This window comes from Georgenia daeguensis (assembly GCF_039537705.1).
In the GTDB taxonomy this organism is placed as follows: Bacteria; Actinomycetota; Actinomycetes; order Actinomycetales; family Actinomycetaceae; genus Georgenia; species Georgenia daeguensis.
Map to the genome: position 1 here is coordinate 44240 of NZ_BAABBA010000016.1, position 15639 is coordinate 59878.

Sequence of the window (15639 nt, forward strand, 5' to 3'; positions counted from 1 at the left end):
CCTCCCGGCGGGCTACGGCCCGGATGAAGAAATGACGAACTTTCGGAAATCGGGAACACGGCGCGCACGCGGGGGGTTGTGCCGCATACCCCATGGGGGTATCAATAAGGGGACAGGCAGGAGGCCTCGGGCGATGAACAGCACTGAGCACAGGCACCACGACCACGGCGACACCGGCGCGGAGACCCCGGTGCACGACCGTCACGGCGGTCACGACGACAACGGCCCGCTGGCGCCGGTGCATGACCGTCACGGCGGTCACGACGCCGGGCAGCTGGCCGACGCGGGCCAGCACCTGCCCGTCGCGGTGGGCGCCGACCACCAGGACGACGGGCACCAGGGGCGCCCGGGGCACGACGCCCATGCCGGGCATGGCGCCCACGACGCGCACGACGCGCACGGCGCCCAGGGCGCCCATGCCGGGCACGGTGGCCACGGCGGCCACGGGGACCACGTCGGGATGTTCCGTCGCCTCTTCTGGATCAACCTCGTCCTTGCGGTCCCCGCGGTGCTGCTCAGCGGCATGTTCGCGGACCTGCTCGGCTACTCACTGCCGGAGATCCCCGGCCTGGCGTACGTCGCGCCGGTCCTGGGCACGGTCATCTACGCCTGGGGCGGCCGCCCGTTCCTGACCGGCGCCGTGTCGGAGGTCCGCGCCCGCAAGCCCGGGATGATGCTCCTCATCGGCATGGCGATCACCGTGGGCTTCGTCGCCTCGTGGGGGGCGACGCTCGGCGTCCTCTCGCCGGAGCTCGACTTCTGGTGGGAGCTGGCGCTCCTGGTCGTCATCATGCTGCTCGGCCACTGGCTGGAGATGCGCGCGCTCGCCAAGACCTCCTCGGCCCTGGACGCCCTCGCCGCTCTCCTGCCGGACCAGGCGGAGAAGGTCGACGGCGACCGCGTCGTCACCGTCGCTCCCGCCGACCTGCGGCTCGGCGACGTGGTGATCGTCCGGCCCGGCGGACGCATCCCTGCCGACGGGACCGTCGTCGACGGCGCCGCGGACGTCGACGAGTCGATGATCACCGGTGAGTCGCGGCCCGTGCGGCGCGAGACCGGCGCCCACGTGGTCGCCGGCACCGTGGCGACGGACAACGCGCTGCGGGTGCGGGTCGACGCCGTCGGCGACGACACCGCCCTGGCCGGCATCCAGCGGCTGGTCGCCGAGGCGCAGTCCTCCACCACCCGTGCCCAGCTCCTCGCCGACCGGGCCGCCGGCTGGTTGTTCTGGTTCGCCCTGGTGGCTGCGGTCGTCACCATCGCCGTGTGGTCCGCCGTCGGCAGCCCCGACTTCGCCGTCGTCAGGGCGATCACCGTCCTGGTCATCGCCTGCCCCCACGCTCTCGGCCTGGCGATCCCGCTCGTGGTGTCGATCTCGACCGAGCGCGCCGCCCGGGCCGGGGTCCTGGTCAAGGACCGCGCGGCGCTGGAACGCATGCGCACGGTCGACGCCGTCCTCTTCGACAAGACCGGCACCCTCACCAGGGGCGAGCCCGCCCTGCACGACGTCGAGACCACCGGGCTGGGCCAGGACGAGCTCCTCGCTCTCGCGGCGGCCGCCGAGTCCGACAGCGAGCACCCGCTGGCCCGGGCCATCACCGCCGCGGCGGAGGAACGGGGGCTGGACGTGCTGCGCGCGACCGACTTCTCCGCCTCGACCGCCGTCGGTGTCACGGCGACCGTGGACGGGCGCACGGTCGCCGTCGGCGGACCCAACCTGCTGGCCGAGCACGGCCTGGAGCCGATGCCGCGGACGGTGGCGTGGTCCGACCGGGGCGCGATCGTCCTGCACGTGCTCGTTGACGGGCAGGTGGCGGGGGCGCTGGCCCTGGAGGACGAGGTGCGCCAGGAGTCCCGCGAGGCGGTCGACGCCCTGCACGCCCTCGGCGTCCACGTCGTGATGATCACCGGCGACGCCGAACCGGTCGCCCGGGCCGTCGCGGCCGAGATCGGCATCGACCAGGTCTTCGCGGGCGTCCGCCCCGAGAACAAGAGCGAGAAGGTCCTCGAGCTGCAGCGGCAGGGACGCACCGTCGCCATGGTCGGCGACGGCGTCAACGACGCACCGGCCCTCGCCCAGGCCGACGTCGGCATCGCCATCGGCGCCGGCACGGACGTCGCGATCGCCTCGGCCGGCGTCATCCTCGCCTCCGACGACCCGCGCTCGGTGCTCTCGGTCATCCAGCTCTCGCGCGCCGGGTACCGGAAGATGAAGCAGAACCTGTGGTGGGCGGCCGGGTACAACATCGCCGCCGTCCCGCTGGCCGCCGGCATCCTCGCCCCGGTGGGGTTCGTGCTGCCCGTGGAGATCGGTGCGCTGCTCATGTCTGCCTCGACCATCGTCGTCGCCGCCAACGCCCAGATCCTGCGCCGGCTCGACCTGAGTCCCGAGGCCTCGACCGCCGCCGCCCACGGCGCGGCGCAGGTCCCGAGGTCCGCGGCCACGCGCACGCGCGAGGCCGAGATGGCTCGTCGCTGAGAGGGCGCAGGCAACCGCCCGGCCGCCGTCGGCCCGCGCAGGTGTACCCGGCCGGTCGGGTGCAGCTACGAGCCGTCCGGCGGCCGGGCACGTACCAGCGGGCTCTTGCCCAGGGGCGTCCTGGGGATGGCGCCCACCACCTCCACCCTGACCCGGGTCCGGCGGGCGCCCGCGCTCCTGAGCCGTTCGACCAGCCGGTCCTCCACGCCGCTCGTGCTGAGGCGCGGCCCGGCGGTCAGCAGCACCCGCAGACCGTCGGCCTCCTGGACCACCTGCCAGCCGGTGAGCGGGAGGCCGTCGAGGACGTCGTGGAAGACGTTGGGGTGCACGCTGACCGGGCCTCTCGCCGGGGAGCGAGAGGACGTCCTCCCGGCGGCCCTCGACGCACTCCAGGGTCCTGAACGGCCGCCCGCACGGGCAGGGGCGCGTGCTCAGCGCCACACGGTCGGACAACTCGTACCGGATCAGCGGCAGCGTGCGTGAGAAGAGCACCGTCACCAGGAGCCTCGACCCCGTCGTCCCGGGCGGTACCTCCGCGCCGGCGTCGTCGACCGCCTCGCAGATCACCAGGTCCTCGTAGAGGTGCATGCGGCGGTGCTCGCACGGTGAGGCCAGCCCGGCGGTCTCCGTCGCCGCGTAGACGTTGTGCGGCTCGGTGGCCCAGGCCTGCGCCAGCTCCGCGGCCACGGCGGGGCTCAGGACCTCCGAGGCCGACATGACCGCCTGCGGCGCGATGCGCAGCCGGCCCGCACGCTGCTCGGCAGCCAGGGGGCGCAGCGCCGAGGGGTAGCCGACCAGCAGCCGCGGTCCGAAGGCGTTGAGCGCGGAGACGGTCTGGTCGAGAGGCGCCGTGGCGTCGAGGCGCAGCGTGGGCACCAGTGAGGAGTGGAGCGACGCGCCGACGACGGCCGACTGGTGAGTGGGGACCAGGGAGCTCACGACCGCCACCCGCAAGGGGTGACGGACGCCGACGCGCACCCCGGCCCAGTCGTTGGCCCGTGCGTACGAGGCGAGGACGGCCGCCCACTCCGCGCGGTTCCAGACGAACACGCCCCGACGGCCGGTGGTGCCCGCGGTGGCGGCCACCCACCAGCGCCCTCGCCATGGCCTGCCTGGGTCCCCGCGCTCCGCCGTGAGGCTGCGCAGGTGCTCCTCGAGGTCGGCCAGCCGGAGCCCGGGGGCGGTGACGACGTCGTCGAACGAGCTCATGAGGTCCGCCTTGGTGACGACCGGGAGGTCGCGCAGCGGGGCGGCGGCGAGACCGGCGTGCAGGCGGCGGTAGAACGGGGAGCGGGTGTAGGCGTGGTTCCGCAGCGCCTCCAGAGCGCGCCGGTCGTGGGCCGCCAGCCGCTCGTGGTTCCAGCCGTCCCGGGAACGCCACGCGGATCGCAGAGCCAGGGTGCGTGCAAGCAGCGAGCTGTCCATGACCTGAGGGTGACACCGGCGGGCGCGGTGGAGATACCGGTCGGGCCGTTCCTCCGCGCGGACAGCACGGGAATCCCTCGGTGCCTGGCTCTCCGGCTCGCCGAGGTTCCGGGCGCCTTCTTCATCATTTCTTGACCGAACGGCCACCGTCGCCCCGGCACTGCGGTCCGATGCTTCCACTCGGGCGTTGACACCCGCGCGAGCAGGCGCGAACCGAGTGGAGGACCGACGTGGACGAGGACGAGCGGAACGTGAGGGTCACCGTGGTGCACGCACCCGCCTGCCACTTCTGCGACGACGCGGAGCGAGCGCTCAGCACCCTCGCCGGCCGGTTCCGGCTCGAGGTTCGAACGGTCGACGTCGACTCCGCCGAGGGGCGTCACCTCCTCGCGGTCCACCGCCCGGCCCTGAATCCGCTCGTGCTCGTGGACGGGGTGTTCTTCAGCGCGGGGCGGCTGCCGCGGCGGAAGCTCGAGAAGCTTCTGGCCGCCCGTGCCGCGGGGCGCACCGCCCCCGCAGCGGTCGGGAAGTAGCGGTGGGTACCGAGCTCCTCGCGACCGGCAGCGTCCTCGCCGCGTTCTTCGCCGGCGGGGTCGCGCTCTTCGCCCCGTGCTGCATCGTGTTCCTGGCGCCGAGCTACCTCGCGGGGGCGGTCAAGAACCGGCTCTGGCGGCTGCTCCCCCTGACCTTCGTGTTCGCGGCAGGGCTGGCGCTCGTGCTCGTGCCCATCACGCTGGGCGTCAGCATGCTCGCCGGCGCCATCAACCAGTACCACGCCCAGCTCTACTGGGCCGGCGGCCTGCTGATGATCGCCCTGGCGGGCCTGTCCCTCTCCGGGAAGATGTGGTCGCTGCCCTCGTTCCTGCGGGCGCCGGACACCTCGCGGGGAGACACCGCGAGCTTCTTCGCGCTCGGGGTGTTCTCCGGGATCGCCTCCAGCTGCTGCGCCCCCGTGCTCGCCGGCGTCATGGCACTCTCGGCGCTCTCGGGATCGGCGGCCGGCGGCGTGGTGCTGGGGCTGGCGTACGTCTTCGGCATGGTCTTCCCCCTCTTCGTCATGGCACTGGTGTGGGACCGGACCCGCCTCGGCGAGCGCAGGCTCTTCCGCGCCCGGCTGGTCAAGGTTCGTCTCGGCTCGCGCGTGCTGGCGACCAGCACGGTCAACCTGGCGGTCGCGATCGGGTTCACGGTCATGGGCGTCTGGGTGATCACGCTGGCCGGCAGCGAGAGCATGACCGGTGGCACGGCGATGCAGACCGCGGTCGGTGAGTGGCTCGCCGACGTCCTCGGCCGGCTCCAGACGGTGCTCGCGCCGGTCCCCGAGCCGGTTCTCGGCCTCGCCCTCCTGGCCCTCGCCGGAACTTTCGTCGTCGTCACCCTCCGCGACCGCCGCCGCGACCACACGCCCGCGCCCGAGACGTGCCACGAGGCCCACGCGGGCACGGCCGGCACCTGGGCCGACCAGCACGACGAGCACCGCCCGGAAGGACTGCCCCGATGACCTCCTCCGCCACCGCCCCCCGCCCGACCGCCAAGGAGCGGAAGACGCAGGCCCGCGCCGCGCGCGCACGGGCGGAGAGCGCGGTCGCTGCGCGCCGCGCACGCCACCGGCGCATCGCCTGGGTCGTCGGCCTGCTCGTCGTGGTCGCCGTCGTGGCCCTCGGACTGGCCAGCTCCCGCCAGACGTCCTCCGAGGGCACCCGCCTGGCCCCCGACTTCACCCTGCCGACCACGTCCGGCGGCACCGTCAGCCTGTCCGACCTCCGCGGCTCGCCGGTGGTGCTGTACTTCAACGAGGGTGCCGGGTGCGCGTCCTGCACGGTGCAGATGGTCGAGATCGAGAAGGAGCCCGGGTTCGCCGAGGCCGGGATCACGGTGCTGCCCGTCGTGATGAGCACCGCCGAGCAGATGCTGGCCGACATGCAGCGCTACGGCGCGACCACGCCGTACCTCCTCGACGACGGCACCGTCTCCGAGGCCTACGGCACCCTGGGAACCGGCATGCACGAGGGCCTGCCCGGGCACGGCTTCGTGCTGATCGACGGCGAGGGCAACCAGCTGTGGCAGGGCGAGTACCCCTCCATGTGGCTGGAGCCGGGCCAGCTGCTGCACGAGGTCACCTCGCGCCTCTGACGACCCCGTGCCGGACGACGCCGCCGGTGCGACGCCTGGCGGCCGCGCCAGACCGGCCGGGCACCCTTCTATGAAGAGTCGATGAAGTTCGGGGACGTGGCTGGCGGTGCTCGAGCGAACCTTGTTGACTCGAGAGCGCACCCGGGAGCCGACCCGCGCTCGGTCGCGCCCGACGAACCCGGTCCCACCGGCGCAGCCGATGAGACCCCGATCAAGAAGGACCTATGACTCTCAAGAACCGTCTGCTGACCCTTGGTGGCGCCGTCACCCTCGCCCTGACCCTGGCCGCGTGCGGCGGCGGCACCGAGGAGGCGGGCGATCCGGTCGCGGAGACGACGACGGCGACCGCGGGCACGACCGCGACGTCGTCGGGCGCCCCGGCCGACGGTGAGGTTGACGCCGCGCACAACGACGCCGACACGATGTTCGCGCAGATGATGATCGTCCACCACGAGGGTGCCATCGAGATGGCCGACCTGGCGGTGGAGAAGGCCGGGTCGGAGGAGGTCCGGACCCTCGCGGAGGGCATCTCCGCAGCGCAGGGCCCTGAGATCGAGCAGATGACGTCCTGGCTGGAGGCCTGGGGCGAGGACTCCGCGCCCATGGGCGGCATGGAGGGCCACGGCGGCATGGACATGGAGGGCATGAGCCAGGAGGAGGCCATGGCCGAGCTCGAGGGTCTTTCCGGCGCCGAGTTCGACCAGCGCTTCCTCGAGCTGATGATCGCCCACCACCAGGGCGCGGTCGAGATGTCCGAGACGGAGCTGGCCGACGGCGAGAACCCGCAGGCCCTGGAGCTGGCCCAGAAGATCATCGACGACCAGCAGGCCGAGATCGCCGAGATGGAGCAGATGCTGGAGAGCCTCTGACGGCTGACGGCGTCGCGGACGAAGATGGAGCGATGACGGAGACCTCGGCCGGCCCGCGGGGAGCGACCCGGGTCCTGGTCGTCGACGACGAGGCGCCGCTGGCTCAGGTGGTGGCCAGCTACCTGCGGCGCGACGGCTTCGACGTCCGCGTCACGGGCGACGGTCGGGAGGCCGTCGAGCTGGCCCGCGAGTGGGACCCCGGCGTGATGGTGCTGGACCTGGGGCTGCCCGGGACGGACGGGATCGAGGTGTGCCGCGCCGTCCGCACCTTCTCGGACTGCTACATCGTGATGCTGACCGCCCGCACCGAGGAGGTCGACAAGCTGGTCGGGCTCTCGGTGGGGGCGGACGACTACGTCACCAAACCCTTCAGTCCGCGCGAGCTGATGGCGCGGGTCCGGGCGATGCTGCGCCGGCCGAGGCAGCCGGTCGACGCCGCGCGCGACGTCCCGGAGCCCCTGTCGTTCGGCAGCCTCACCCTCGACGTCGGCGGCCGGGAGGTGCACGTCGACGGCTCGCCGGTGGAGCTCACCCGCACCGAGTTCGACGTCCTCGCCGCCCTGGCGACGAACCCGCGGATGGTCTTCAGCCGCCACCAGCTCGTGGAGGCGGTCTGGGGCCCCGGCTGGGTCGGCGACGAGCACCTCGTGGACGTCCACATCGGGCACGTGCGCCGCAAGCTCGGGGACCCGCCCGCGGAGCCCAGGTTCATCAGGACGGTCCGGGGCGTCGGCTACCGGATGGGCACGGGCGAGTGAGGCCGCTGAGCCGCTGGGGGCTCGGCGCGCGGCTGCTCGCGGCGATCATCGCGGTCGTGCTCGTCGCGGCCTCGACCGCGCTCGCGATCGCCGTCGTCATCGGCCCCGTGCTGTTCCACGACCACCTGCTCCTGGCCGGCGGGGAGGACAACGTCGTCGAGCACGCGGAGAGGGCCTTCGACGACGCCTCCGCGATCTCGCTCTCCCTCGCTCTCCTCGCAGGGCTCGCCACGTCCGTGGTCGTCAGCGTCTTCCTGACCCGGCGGATCGCGCGGTCGCTCGGGAGCGTCCGCCAGGCAGCCGGTCGCGTGGCCGACGGTGACTACGCCGTCCGGGTGCCCGAGGTCGGCATGGGGGCGGAGTTCGACGATCTCGCGCGAGCCTTCAACACCATGGCCACGGACCTGGAGCGGATCGAGCAGACCCGCACCCGGCTGCTGGCTGACCTGGCCCACGAGATGCGCACGCCGGTGGCGACCCTGGACGCCTACCTCGAGGCGATCCAGGACGGGTTCGAGCGCGCCGACGCCGGCACGCTGGTCATGATGCGTGAGCAGGTCGGCCGTCTCGCCCGCCTCGCGGAGGACATCAGCCTGGTCACGACGGCGGAGGAGGGGCGGCTGAGCATGCGCCGGGAACCCGTCGAGGTGGGTGAGCTCGTCAGTGCCGCCGTCACCCAGGCGGGCGCGCGCTACGCCGCCGAGGGGGTCGAGCTCACGGTCCGTGCGCCCGACGACGCCCGGCGCACGGTCCTGATGGCCGACCCGGACCGGCTGGGCCAGCTCCTGACGAACCTGCTCGACAACGCCCTGCGCCACACCCCCACCGGGGGGCGGGTGGAGGCCGGCGCGGAGCGCGCGGGCGGCGTCGTCCGGCTGCGGGTCGCCGACACCGGGACGGGGATCGCCGCCGAGCACCTGTCCCACGTGTTCGAACGGTTCTACCGCGCGGACTCCGCCCGTGACCGCGCGCACGGGGGGTCCGGCGTGGGCCTCGCGATCGTGCGGTCCATCGCACGCGCCCACGGCGGCCGGGTGACGGTCGAGAGCGAGGGGGCCGGCCGTGGTGCGGTCTTCACCGTGGAACTGCCCGTCAGAAACCCCGCGAACGCCTCTCGTCGGCGTGACTGACTCGCACCGTCGCGTCGCCCTCGCCCTCGCGTCGCCCTCACCGGCGCGGTCCTCCTCGCGCCGCCCTCCGCCACCGTCACGGGCCGGCGGGCAGGGCGTCGCGGCGTAGCCCGGTACCTACATGTCCTCGAGCTGGCGGCCCCTCGTCTCCGGCACGAACCTCAGCACGAAGAAGAAGGAGAGCAGCGCGCAGGCCGTGTAGAAGCCGTACGCGAACGACAGCCCGATCTCCGCCATCTTGGGGAAGGACGTCGAGATCGCGAAGTTCGCCAGCCACTGCGCGGCGGCCGCGAGCCCCAGCGCGGTGCCCCGGATCCGGTTGTTGAACATCTCGCCGAGCAGCACCCACACCGCCGGCCCCCAGGACATCCCGAAGAAGACGACGAAGCCGTTGGCGGCGAGCAGGGCGATCACCCCCTGGGTGTCGCCGAGCACCGGCTCGAGCACGCCTTGCGCGTTCTCCACGAGGTCCGCGGTGCCGAACACGACGGCGAGGAGGCCGAGCGTCACGAACATGCCCGCCGAGCCGATGAGCAGGAGCTTGCGGCGGCCGATGCGGTCGATGAGCGCGATGGCGACCACCGTCACCACGATGTTCGTCACCGACGTGATGACCGTCTGCGTGAGGGCGTCAGCCTCGGTGAACCCCACCGACTGCCACAGCGTGGAGGAGTAGTAGAAGATCACGTTGATGCCCACGAACTGCTGGAACACGGACAGGGCGATGCCGATCCAGACGATGGGCAGCAGGCCGCCCCCGCCGGGCTTGCGCAGGTCGGCGAACGAGGTCCGGCGCTCCTCCCGGAGCGTTCGGCGGATCTCCTCGATCCGCTCGCGCACTCCGGTGGTGAGGACCTGGCTGAGCACGGCGTGCGCCTGCTCGTGCTGCCCCTTGGCCACGAGGTAGCGCGGCGACTCCGGGATCTGCAGGGACAGCACCCCGTAGGCGACGGCGGGCACCAGCTCGGCCCAGAACATCCAGCGCCACGCCTCCTGGCCGAGCCAGAGCTCCTCCGCCGCCCCGCCGGCGACGCCGGCGAGGAACGCGTCGGAGAGGAGGGCGACGAAGATGCCGGTGACGATCGCCAGCTGCTGCAGCGACCCGAGTCGTCCCCGCACCGCTGCCGGCGAGATCTCCGCGATGTACGCCGGCGCGATGACCGAGGCGGCCCCGACGCCGAGGCCGCCGACCACGCGCCACACGATGAGGTCCCAGGGGCCGAACGCGATGCCGGAGCCGAGCGCGCTGACGCTGAACAGGACGGCGGCGAGCACCATGACCCGGATGCGCCCCCAGCGGTCGGCCAGCCGCCCGGCGAGGTAGGCGCCGACGATGCACCCCAGCAGGGCGGAGGAGACGACGAAGCCCGTCAGCCCCGCGCCCATCCCGAACTGCTCGCGGACCGCGACGACCGTGCCGTTGATCACCGCGGTGTCGAAGCCGAAGAGGAACCCGCCCAGGGCCGCGACGGCGGCCAGCAGCACCACCCTGCCGGTGTTGAACTCCTCGCGGACACCGATCGTCTCGCCGGCCATGGTCAGCCTCCTCGCTGGACGGAGCGATGCAGTGGTCTATCACGTGCAGGCGCGCCCCGCGCGGCGAAGCCCGGTCTCGCGCACGGCGGCGTGACCCGATCGAGACCCGGGGACGGCAGCACCGGTGAGACACTCAGGCAGCGGCGCGACGGTGCGCCGCACGCTCGGAGGAGGCGGTCATGACGCTGCCCACGCCGGCCCTGCCCGGCCACCCGCACCGGCCCGGCTCGGGCCGGAGGTCCTGGTCCGTCTCCGCCGTCGCCGCGCTCGCCCTGGTGACCGGCTGCGGGGGCGGCGCCGGGCCGACCCCGGACCCGGGGACGACGGCGCCCCCGACCGCGCCGAGCCCCACCGCCGCGCCGACCTCGACCCCCGCGCCCACGGCGACGTCCGAGGAGCCGGCCCCCTCCGAGGTGGCTGTCTACTACCTCGTCGACACCCGCACGGGGTTCCGGCTCGCGCGCGAGCTCCGGGAGGTCGCCGGCGACCCGCTGGTGGGCGCCGTGGAGGCGATGATCGAGGGACCCACGGACCCCGACTACGCCACGACGTGGAACCCGGGCACCGAGGTGCTCTCGGTCGAGCAGGACCAGGGGACGATCACGGTCGACCTCTCCGAGGACGCGCGCACCGCGAACGCGGGCTCGGAGGCCGCGGCCCTGATGGTTCAGCAGCTCGTGCACACCGTCGTCGAGGCGGCCGGGCAGGACGCGTCCGTCCAGCTGCTGATCGACGGCGAGCCGGCCGGCGAGCTCTGGGGCGTCCTGACGTGGGACGAGCCAGTCGCGCCCGCGGACCCGGCGGAGGTGCGCGTCCTGGTCCAGATCGACCGGCCCGTCGAGGGCGCCGAGGTGACCTCCCCGGTCACCGTCAGCGGCGAGGCGAACGCGTTCGAGGCGAACGTGCCCTGGCGGGTCCTGACGCCCGAGGGTGCCGCGGTGGCCTCCGGCTTCACGATGACGACCGCGGGGCAGGAGTTCGCTCCCTTCTCCTTCGAGGTGGAGCTCGAGCCCGGCAGCTACGTCGTCGAGATCTCCGAGGACGATCCGTCCGGCGGCGCGGGCGGGACGCCCATGACGGACACCCGCTCGATCACCGTCCGCTGATCACGTATCGCACCATGTGCCCTGCCCGGACGGCCGGTCCGGGGGCGCGGTTCACGGTCCTGCCGGACCGCGGACGGCGTAGCGCAGCCGGAGCCGTCCGCCGCCCGGCTCCTCCACCGAGATGAGGTCCAGCCGCACCGGCCACTCGCCGGGGCGGAGCGGCGGGGCGTCGAAGAGGGACGGCGTGCCGCGGCCGCCGATCGCGGCAGGCAGCACCTCCAGGTCCACCTCGTCGACGAGCCCCGCGCGCAGGAGGGCACCGCCCAGGCGGCCCCCGCCAGTGCTCACCACCGTCCGCACGCCCAGGCGCCGCGCGAGCACGCCGAGCGCCCGCGCCAGGTCCACCCGGGGCCCGCCCACCACGAGGTAGGGGATCCCTTGGTCGCGCAGCCGTGCCAGGTGCGCGCCCGGCGCGGCGCGGCTGGTCAGCACGAGCGCGTGCCACCCCGCCCAGCCGGGCTCGGACAGCTCGGCGTACCGCAGATCGACCCGGCCCCGCCCGTCGACGACGGTGAACCAGCGCCGACCGGGAACGTCCACCACCGCAGCGGGGAGGAAGGCGTCGTCGGCGTCGGCGGCGCTCCCGCCGCGCCCGGGCGCCTCGGGCGGGGCGGACCCGTCCACGCCGGGCGAGGGCACGAACGAGCCGCTTCCCTCGAGAAGGACGTCCGGGTCGTGGGTACGCCGGACCCAGGCGTACGGGTCCCCGACTCCGGCCGCGACGGCGTCCCAGCGGGCGTCACCGGCCAGCAGGCTCACGCCCGGCGCGATCGTCAGGCGCCCGTCGACCGAGACGACGTTGTGCGTGACGACCCTGGGCGCCCTCATGTTTCCCATCGTGCGCCGGGCGGCGGGTTGCGGTGCTCGTTACGGTGGGCCGATGCGTCCCCGACCGGCTGCAGGCCGCCCCACGCGCTGGCGCTTCGCCGGCAGCATCACCGGCCTCGGGACGCGCGAGGGCACCCGCGCCGTGGTCGGGCACTGGCCGGTCTCGCCGTTCGGCCCGTTCGCCGACGTCATGGTCGAGCGCGCGGACGGGCACCGGCTCCTGCTCGCCCCGGACGACCGCGTGGCGGAGTTCGTGGCCGCCACCTACGTCTTCGACGAGGTCGTGACCGTACCCGTGACCGTCTCGGTCGGCGGCGCCCGCTACGCCGTCCGTGCCGGACCGCTGGACCTCTGGTTCGTCGTCGGCCGGCGCACCGCGCTCGGCCACCTGCTGCGATCCGTCCCCGCCCCGCTGTCCGAGAGCCCGGGCTGGGCACGCCTGACGGACCGCGTCGCCGGCGTCGTGCTGCCCGGCGTGCGCACCCTCGGGACCGCCGGCGGCGGGCGGCGCGAGTGGTACGCCGCCCGGGACCTCCACCGCGTCGCCGCCGCCCGGCTGCGGTGGGACGGCACCGACCTCGGCGACCTGCGCCCCGTCGACCCGCCCGCCCGCTTCGGGTTCAGCTCCACCCCCGCCGGACCCAGCCACGTCACCGTGGTGAGCACCGTCGAGACCCCTCGGTCGTAGCGAGCGCCGGCGGTGCGGCGTGGAGGACGCACGCGCCTCAGGCGAAGGCCGACACCCCCGTCAGCGCCCGCCCGACGATGAGCTGGTTGACCTCCTGCGTGCCCTCGTAGGTGTACATGGCCTCGGCGTCTCCGAACAGCTTGGCCATCTCGTAGTCGGTGGTCATCCCGTTCCCGCCGAGCAGGCCGCGCCCCAGCGCCACCGTCTCGCGGGCGTGGGCGGTGCACGTGGCCTTGACCAGCGCGGCGTGCCCCATCTCCAGCGACCCCGCGTCCTGCAGCCGCGCCACCTGCACCATGAGGCCGAGCGACGACGCGGCGTTGCCGGCCATCCGGGCGAGCGAGTGCTGCACCAGCTGGAAGGCGGCGAGCGGCCGGCCGAACTGCTGGCGGTCGAGTGCGTAGGCGCGGGCGACGTCGAGCGCGGCGAGCTGCAGGCCCACCGCCTGCCAGCCCACCCAGGCGCGGGAGTGCCGCAGGACGGTGTTGACGGCGGCGAAGCCCACCGCCCCGGGCAGCCGGTTGCGCTCGGGCACCCGCACGCCGTCGAGAGTCACGTCGGCGTTGGGCATGATGCGCAGGCCGATCTTGTTGCGGATCAGCTCCGCGCGGAAGCCGGGCCGGCCGGTCTCCACGAGGAAGGCCCCGACCTGGCCGTCGGCCACGTCCCGGGCCCACACCACGGCGAAGTCGGCGACGGTGGCGAGCCCGATCCACCGCTTGGCGCCGTCGAGCACCCAGTGCGCCCCCTCGCGCCGCGCGGTCGTGGCCAGGCCCCCGGCGACGTCGGAGCCGTGCTCGGGCTCGGTGAGCGCGAAGGCGCCCAGCAGCTCCATGGTCGCGAGGCGCGGCAGGAGCTCGCGGCGCTGCTCCGGCGAGCCGAGCGCGGCGATCAGGCCGACGACCAGCTCGTTGTGCACACCCACCACGGTGGACAGCGAGAGGTCGGCGCGGGCGACCTCGGCGTGGACGAGGCCGCGGAACAGCGCGCTCACGGGCTCGAGCTGCAGGCCGCCGAGGCCGGCCCCGGCCAGGACCGGCAGCAGGTCGGCGGCGAACTCCTCGCGGTTCCAGTACCCGACGGACGGGCGGCGCACCTGGGCCTGCAGGAGGTCGTGCAGGACGCCCAGGCGGGCGCGCTCGGCGGCGGGGAGCAGCTCGGCGACGCCGAGGAGGTCCAGGTCCGCGAAGGCGCCGGCCGCCCGCGCGGGCAGGCTGGGCGTGGGTCGGTCGGTGGGCCCGGCGGCGGACGAGGCGCGGGGCAGGGTGTCGGTCATCCTCGCCCCCTCAGCGCGGTGCCATGCGCAGGGCGCCGTCCATGCGGACAGTCTCGCCGTTGAGGTAGTCGTGGTCGACGATCGCGAGCACGAGCTTCGCGTACTCGTCGGGCCGTGCGAGCCGCTGCGGGAACGGCACGCCGGCGGCCAGCCGGGCGCGGAACTCCTCGTCGATCTGCCCCATCATCGGGGTGTCCACGAGCCCCGGGGCGATGGTGCAGACCCGGATGCCGTGCTGCGCGAGGTCCCGCGCGGCGGGCAGCGTCAGGCCGACGACGCCGCCCTTGGAGGCCGCGTACGCCACCTGGCCGACCTGCCCCTCGAAGGCCGCCACCGACGCGGTGCTCATGATGACGCCGCGCTGACCCGCGCCATCGGGCTCCGTGGCGGCGATCCGCTCGGCCGCGAGGGCGAGCAGGTGGAACGTGCCCACGAGGTTGACGGCGACGACCCTGGCGAACAGGGCGGGGTCGTGGACCCCCTGCTTCCCGAGCAGCCGGGCGGCCGGGGCGATGCCGGCGCAGCTCACCGCGACCCGCAGCGGCGCCGGGCCGTCCGCGGCAGTGGCGACGGCGGCGGCGAGCTCCTCGTGGTCGGTCACGTCCGCCGCCAGGTACTCCACGCCGTCGCGCAGCGTGGCCCGCTCGAGCGCGGCGGGCAGATCGACGGCGAACACGGCGGCTCCGCCCTCGGCCAGGGCGGCCACGGTGGCGGCCCCCATCCCGGAGGCCCCGCCGGTGACGACGGCGGCACAACCCTGCAGTTCCATCCCTTGACGCTCCTTCGCATCACGTGCCGGGGGATCGCCCCGCACGCCGGTTCGGGCACGGCGTCGGGGCGGGAGCTTGTCGTCCCCGGTTCGTGGCCTGGCCCCGTCGCCGTCCCCCACCGTACCCGGGACCGCCCACGCCCGATATGGGTATGTTCCGACGACCGTCGCGGCCCACGGGCGCGCGGCCGCGCCGTCGGCCGGAACCCTTGCCGGGCCAGGCGGACCTCCGTAGCGTGGTCCGCACGACGGAAGGGACGACGATGTCCGGAGAGCTGGCCTTTTTCGAGCTCGGCGTCGGAGACGCCGCCCGGGGCCGGAGGTTCTACGAGTCGCTGTTCGGCTGGACGTTCTCGCCCGGCCCCTCAGGCGGTGACGGCGGCCTGATCACCACGCCCGACGTGCCGGGCGGCATCCACGGCGGCGACGCGGGCGCCTCCCCGTACCTGTTCTTCAGGGTGGACGACATCGACGTGGCCGTCGGGAGGGTCCGTGATCTCGGCGGGTCGGTGGACGGCACCGACCTCGAGGGGGACGAGGAGGTGCGCGGCACGTACGGCCGCTTCGTGCTGTGCCGGGACGACCAGGGCTCACCGTTCGGGCTCTACCAGGAGCCGGCCGGCTAGTCACCCGTGGGGAGGG

At 74.1% G+C, this 15639-nt stretch carries 15 protein-coding genes; 10 read left to right on the top strand and 5 right to left on the bottom strand.

Annotated elements, in window-relative coordinates; all coding sequences use genetic code 11:
* Positions 1–133 precede the first annotated feature (133 nt).
* Positions 134–2479, top strand: a complete 2346-nt coding sequence (locus ABD774_RS15155) for a heavy metal translocating P-type ATPase (RefSeq protein WP_345042872.1) — start codon at positions 134–136, stop codon at positions 2477–2479.
* 65 nt (positions 2480–2544) lie between these two features.
* Here the strand turns inward: ABD774_RS15155 and ABD774_RS15160 are convergent, their stop codons facing one another.
* Positions 2545–2808, bottom strand: a complete 264-nt coding sequence (locus ABD774_RS15160; RefSeq protein WP_345042874.1) for a hypothetical protein — start codon at positions 2806–2808, stop codon at positions 2545–2547.
* A gap of 1326 nt (positions 2809–4134) precedes the next feature.
* Here ABD774_RS15160 and ABD774_RS15165 point away from each other — a divergent pair.
* The 6 genes from ABD774_RS15165 (at position 4135) to ABD774_RS15190 (ending at position 8794) form a co-directional block, all read left to right on the top strand.
* Positions 4135–4437 (top strand): thioredoxin domain-containing protein, encoded by a 303-nt coding sequence (locus tag ABD774_RS15165; RefSeq protein WP_345042877.1) that lies wholly within the window; start codon positions 4135–4137, stop codon positions 4435–4437.
* Between the two features lie 2 nt (positions 4438–4439).
* Positions 4440–5405, top strand: coding sequence for a cytochrome c biogenesis CcdA family protein (locus tag ABD774_RS15170; protein WP_345042879.1), 966 nt, complete (start codon positions 4440–4442; stop codon positions 5403–5405).
* Positions 5402–6037, top strand: a complete 636-nt coding sequence (locus tag ABD774_RS15175) for a peroxiredoxin family protein (RefSeq protein WP_345042881.1) — start codon at positions 5402–5404, stop codon at positions 6035–6037. The genes ABD774_RS15170 and ABD774_RS15175 overlap by 4 nt, the downstream gene beginning before the upstream one ends.
* 224 nt (positions 6038–6261) lie before the next feature.
* A complete protein-coding gene (locus ABD774_RS15180) occupies positions 6262–6906 on the top strand; it encodes a DUF305 domain-containing protein (protein ID WP_345042883.1) in 645 nt (214 codons plus the stop codon).
* A 32-nt stretch (positions 6907–6938) separates the two neighbouring features.
* On the top strand, positions 6939–7664 hold the full coding sequence (locus ABD774_RS15185) for a response regulator (protein WP_345042886.1): 726 nt from the start codon (positions 6939–6941) through the stop codon (positions 7662–7664).
* Positions 7661–8794, top strand: a complete 1134-nt coding sequence (locus ABD774_RS15190) for a sensor histidine kinase (protein ID WP_345042888.1) — start codon at positions 7661–7663, stop codon at positions 8792–8794. The genes ABD774_RS15185 and ABD774_RS15190 overlap by 4 nt, the downstream gene beginning before the upstream one ends.
* A gap of 117 nt (positions 8795–8911) precedes the next feature.
* Here ABD774_RS15190 and ABD774_RS15195 read toward each other — a convergent pair whose 3' ends face one another.
* The gene (locus ABD774_RS15195; RefSeq protein WP_345042890.1) at positions 8912–10330 is read right to left on the bottom strand and encodes a sugar porter family MFS transporter; all 1419 of its coding nucleotides are present in this window, start codon (positions 10328–10330) and stop codon (positions 8912–8914) included.
* Between the two features lie 179 nt (positions 10331–10509).
* On the opposite strand from ABD774_RS15195, the gene ABD774_RS15200 reads away from it, so the two are divergent.
* Complete coding sequence (locus ABD774_RS15200; protein WP_345042893.1) at positions 10510–11436, top strand: Gmad2 immunoglobulin-like domain-containing protein; 927 nt, start codon at positions 10510–10512, stop codon at positions 11434–11436.
* A gap of 51 nt (positions 11437–11487) precedes the next feature.
* Here ABD774_RS15200 and ABD774_RS15205 read toward each other — a convergent pair whose 3' ends face one another.
* The gene (locus ABD774_RS15205; protein WP_345042895.1) at positions 11488–12264 is read right to left on the bottom strand and encodes a dihydrofolate reductase family protein; all 777 of its coding nucleotides are present in this window, start codon (positions 12262–12264) and stop codon (positions 11488–11490) included.
* A gap of 52 nt (positions 12265–12316) precedes the next feature.
* On the opposite strand from ABD774_RS15205, the gene ABD774_RS15210 reads away from it, so the two are divergent.
* Positions 12317–12952 carry a hypothetical protein gene (locus ABD774_RS15210; protein WP_345042897.1) on the top strand — a complete coding sequence of 212 codons (636 nt, stop codon included), beginning with the start codon at positions 12317–12319 and terminating at the stop codon, positions 12950–12952.
* A 37-nt stretch (positions 12953–12989) separates the two neighbouring features.
* Here ABD774_RS15210 and ABD774_RS15215 read toward each other — a convergent pair whose 3' ends face one another.
* A complete protein-coding gene (locus ABD774_RS15215; protein WP_345042900.1) occupies positions 12990–14228 on the bottom strand; it encodes an acyl-CoA dehydrogenase family protein in 1239 nt (412 codons plus the stop codon).
* A 10-nt stretch (positions 14229–14238) separates the two neighbouring features.
* On the bottom strand, positions 14239–14997 hold the full coding sequence (locus ABD774_RS15220; RefSeq protein WP_345042902.1) for an SDR family NAD(P)-dependent oxidoreductase: 759 nt from the start codon (positions 14995–14997) through the stop codon (positions 14239–14241).
* Positions 14998–15260: 263 nt separating this feature from the next.
* On the opposite strand from ABD774_RS15220, the gene ABD774_RS15225 reads away from it, so the two are divergent.
* Positions 15261–15623: a VOC family protein gene (locus ABD774_RS15225; protein WP_345042906.1), complete on the top strand. Its 363-nt coding sequence runs from the start codon at positions 15261–15263 to the stop codon at positions 15621–15623.
* Positions 15624–15639: the final 16 nt, after the last annotated feature.

Excerpts from the sequence above, each read along its gene's own strand:
- ABD774_RS15180 (WP_345042883.1), top strand. The coding sequence starts at position 6,262 with ATGACTCTCAAGAACCGTCTGCTGACCCTTGGTGGCGCCGTCACCCTC.
- ABD774_RS15225 (WP_345042906.1), top strand. The coding sequence starts at position 15,261 with ATGTCCGGAGAGCTGGCCTTTTTCGAGCTCGGCGTCGGAGACGCCGCC.
- ABD774_RS15155 (WP_345042872.1), top strand. The coding sequence starts at position 134 with ATGAACAGCACTGAGCACAGGCACCACGACCACGGCGACACCGGCGCG.
- ABD774_RS15185 (WP_345042886.1), top strand. The coding sequence starts at position 6,939 with ATGACGGAGACCTCGGCCGGCCCGCGGGGAGCGACCCGGGTCCTGGTC.
- ABD774_RS15215 (WP_345042900.1), bottom strand. The coding sequence starts at position 14,228 with ATGACCGACACCCTGCCCCGCGCCTCGTCCGCCGCCGGGCCCACCGAC.
- ABD774_RS15205 (WP_345042895.1), bottom strand. The coding sequence starts at position 12,264 with ATGAGGGCGCCCAGGGTCGTCACGCACAACGTCGTCTCGGTCGACGGG.
- ABD774_RS15200 (WP_345042893.1), top strand. The coding sequence starts at position 10,510 with ATGACGCTGCCCACGCCGGCCCTGCCCGGCCACCCGCACCGGCCCGGC.
- ABD774_RS15195 (WP_345042890.1), bottom strand. The coding sequence starts at position 10,330 with ATGGCCGGCGAGACGATCGGTGTCCGCGAGGAGTTCAACACCGGCAGG.
- ABD774_RS15175 (WP_345042881.1), top strand. The coding sequence starts at position 5,402 with ATGACCTCCTCCGCCACCGCCCCCCGCCCGACCGCCAAGGAGCGGAAG.
- ABD774_RS15220 (WP_345042902.1), bottom strand. The coding sequence starts at position 14,997 with ATGGAACTGCAGGGTTGTGCCGCCGTCGTCACCGGCGGGGCCTCCGGG.
- ABD774_RS15210 (WP_345042897.1), top strand. The coding sequence starts at position 12,317 with ATGCGTCCCCGACCGGCTGCAGGCCGCCCCACGCGCTGGCGCTTCGCC.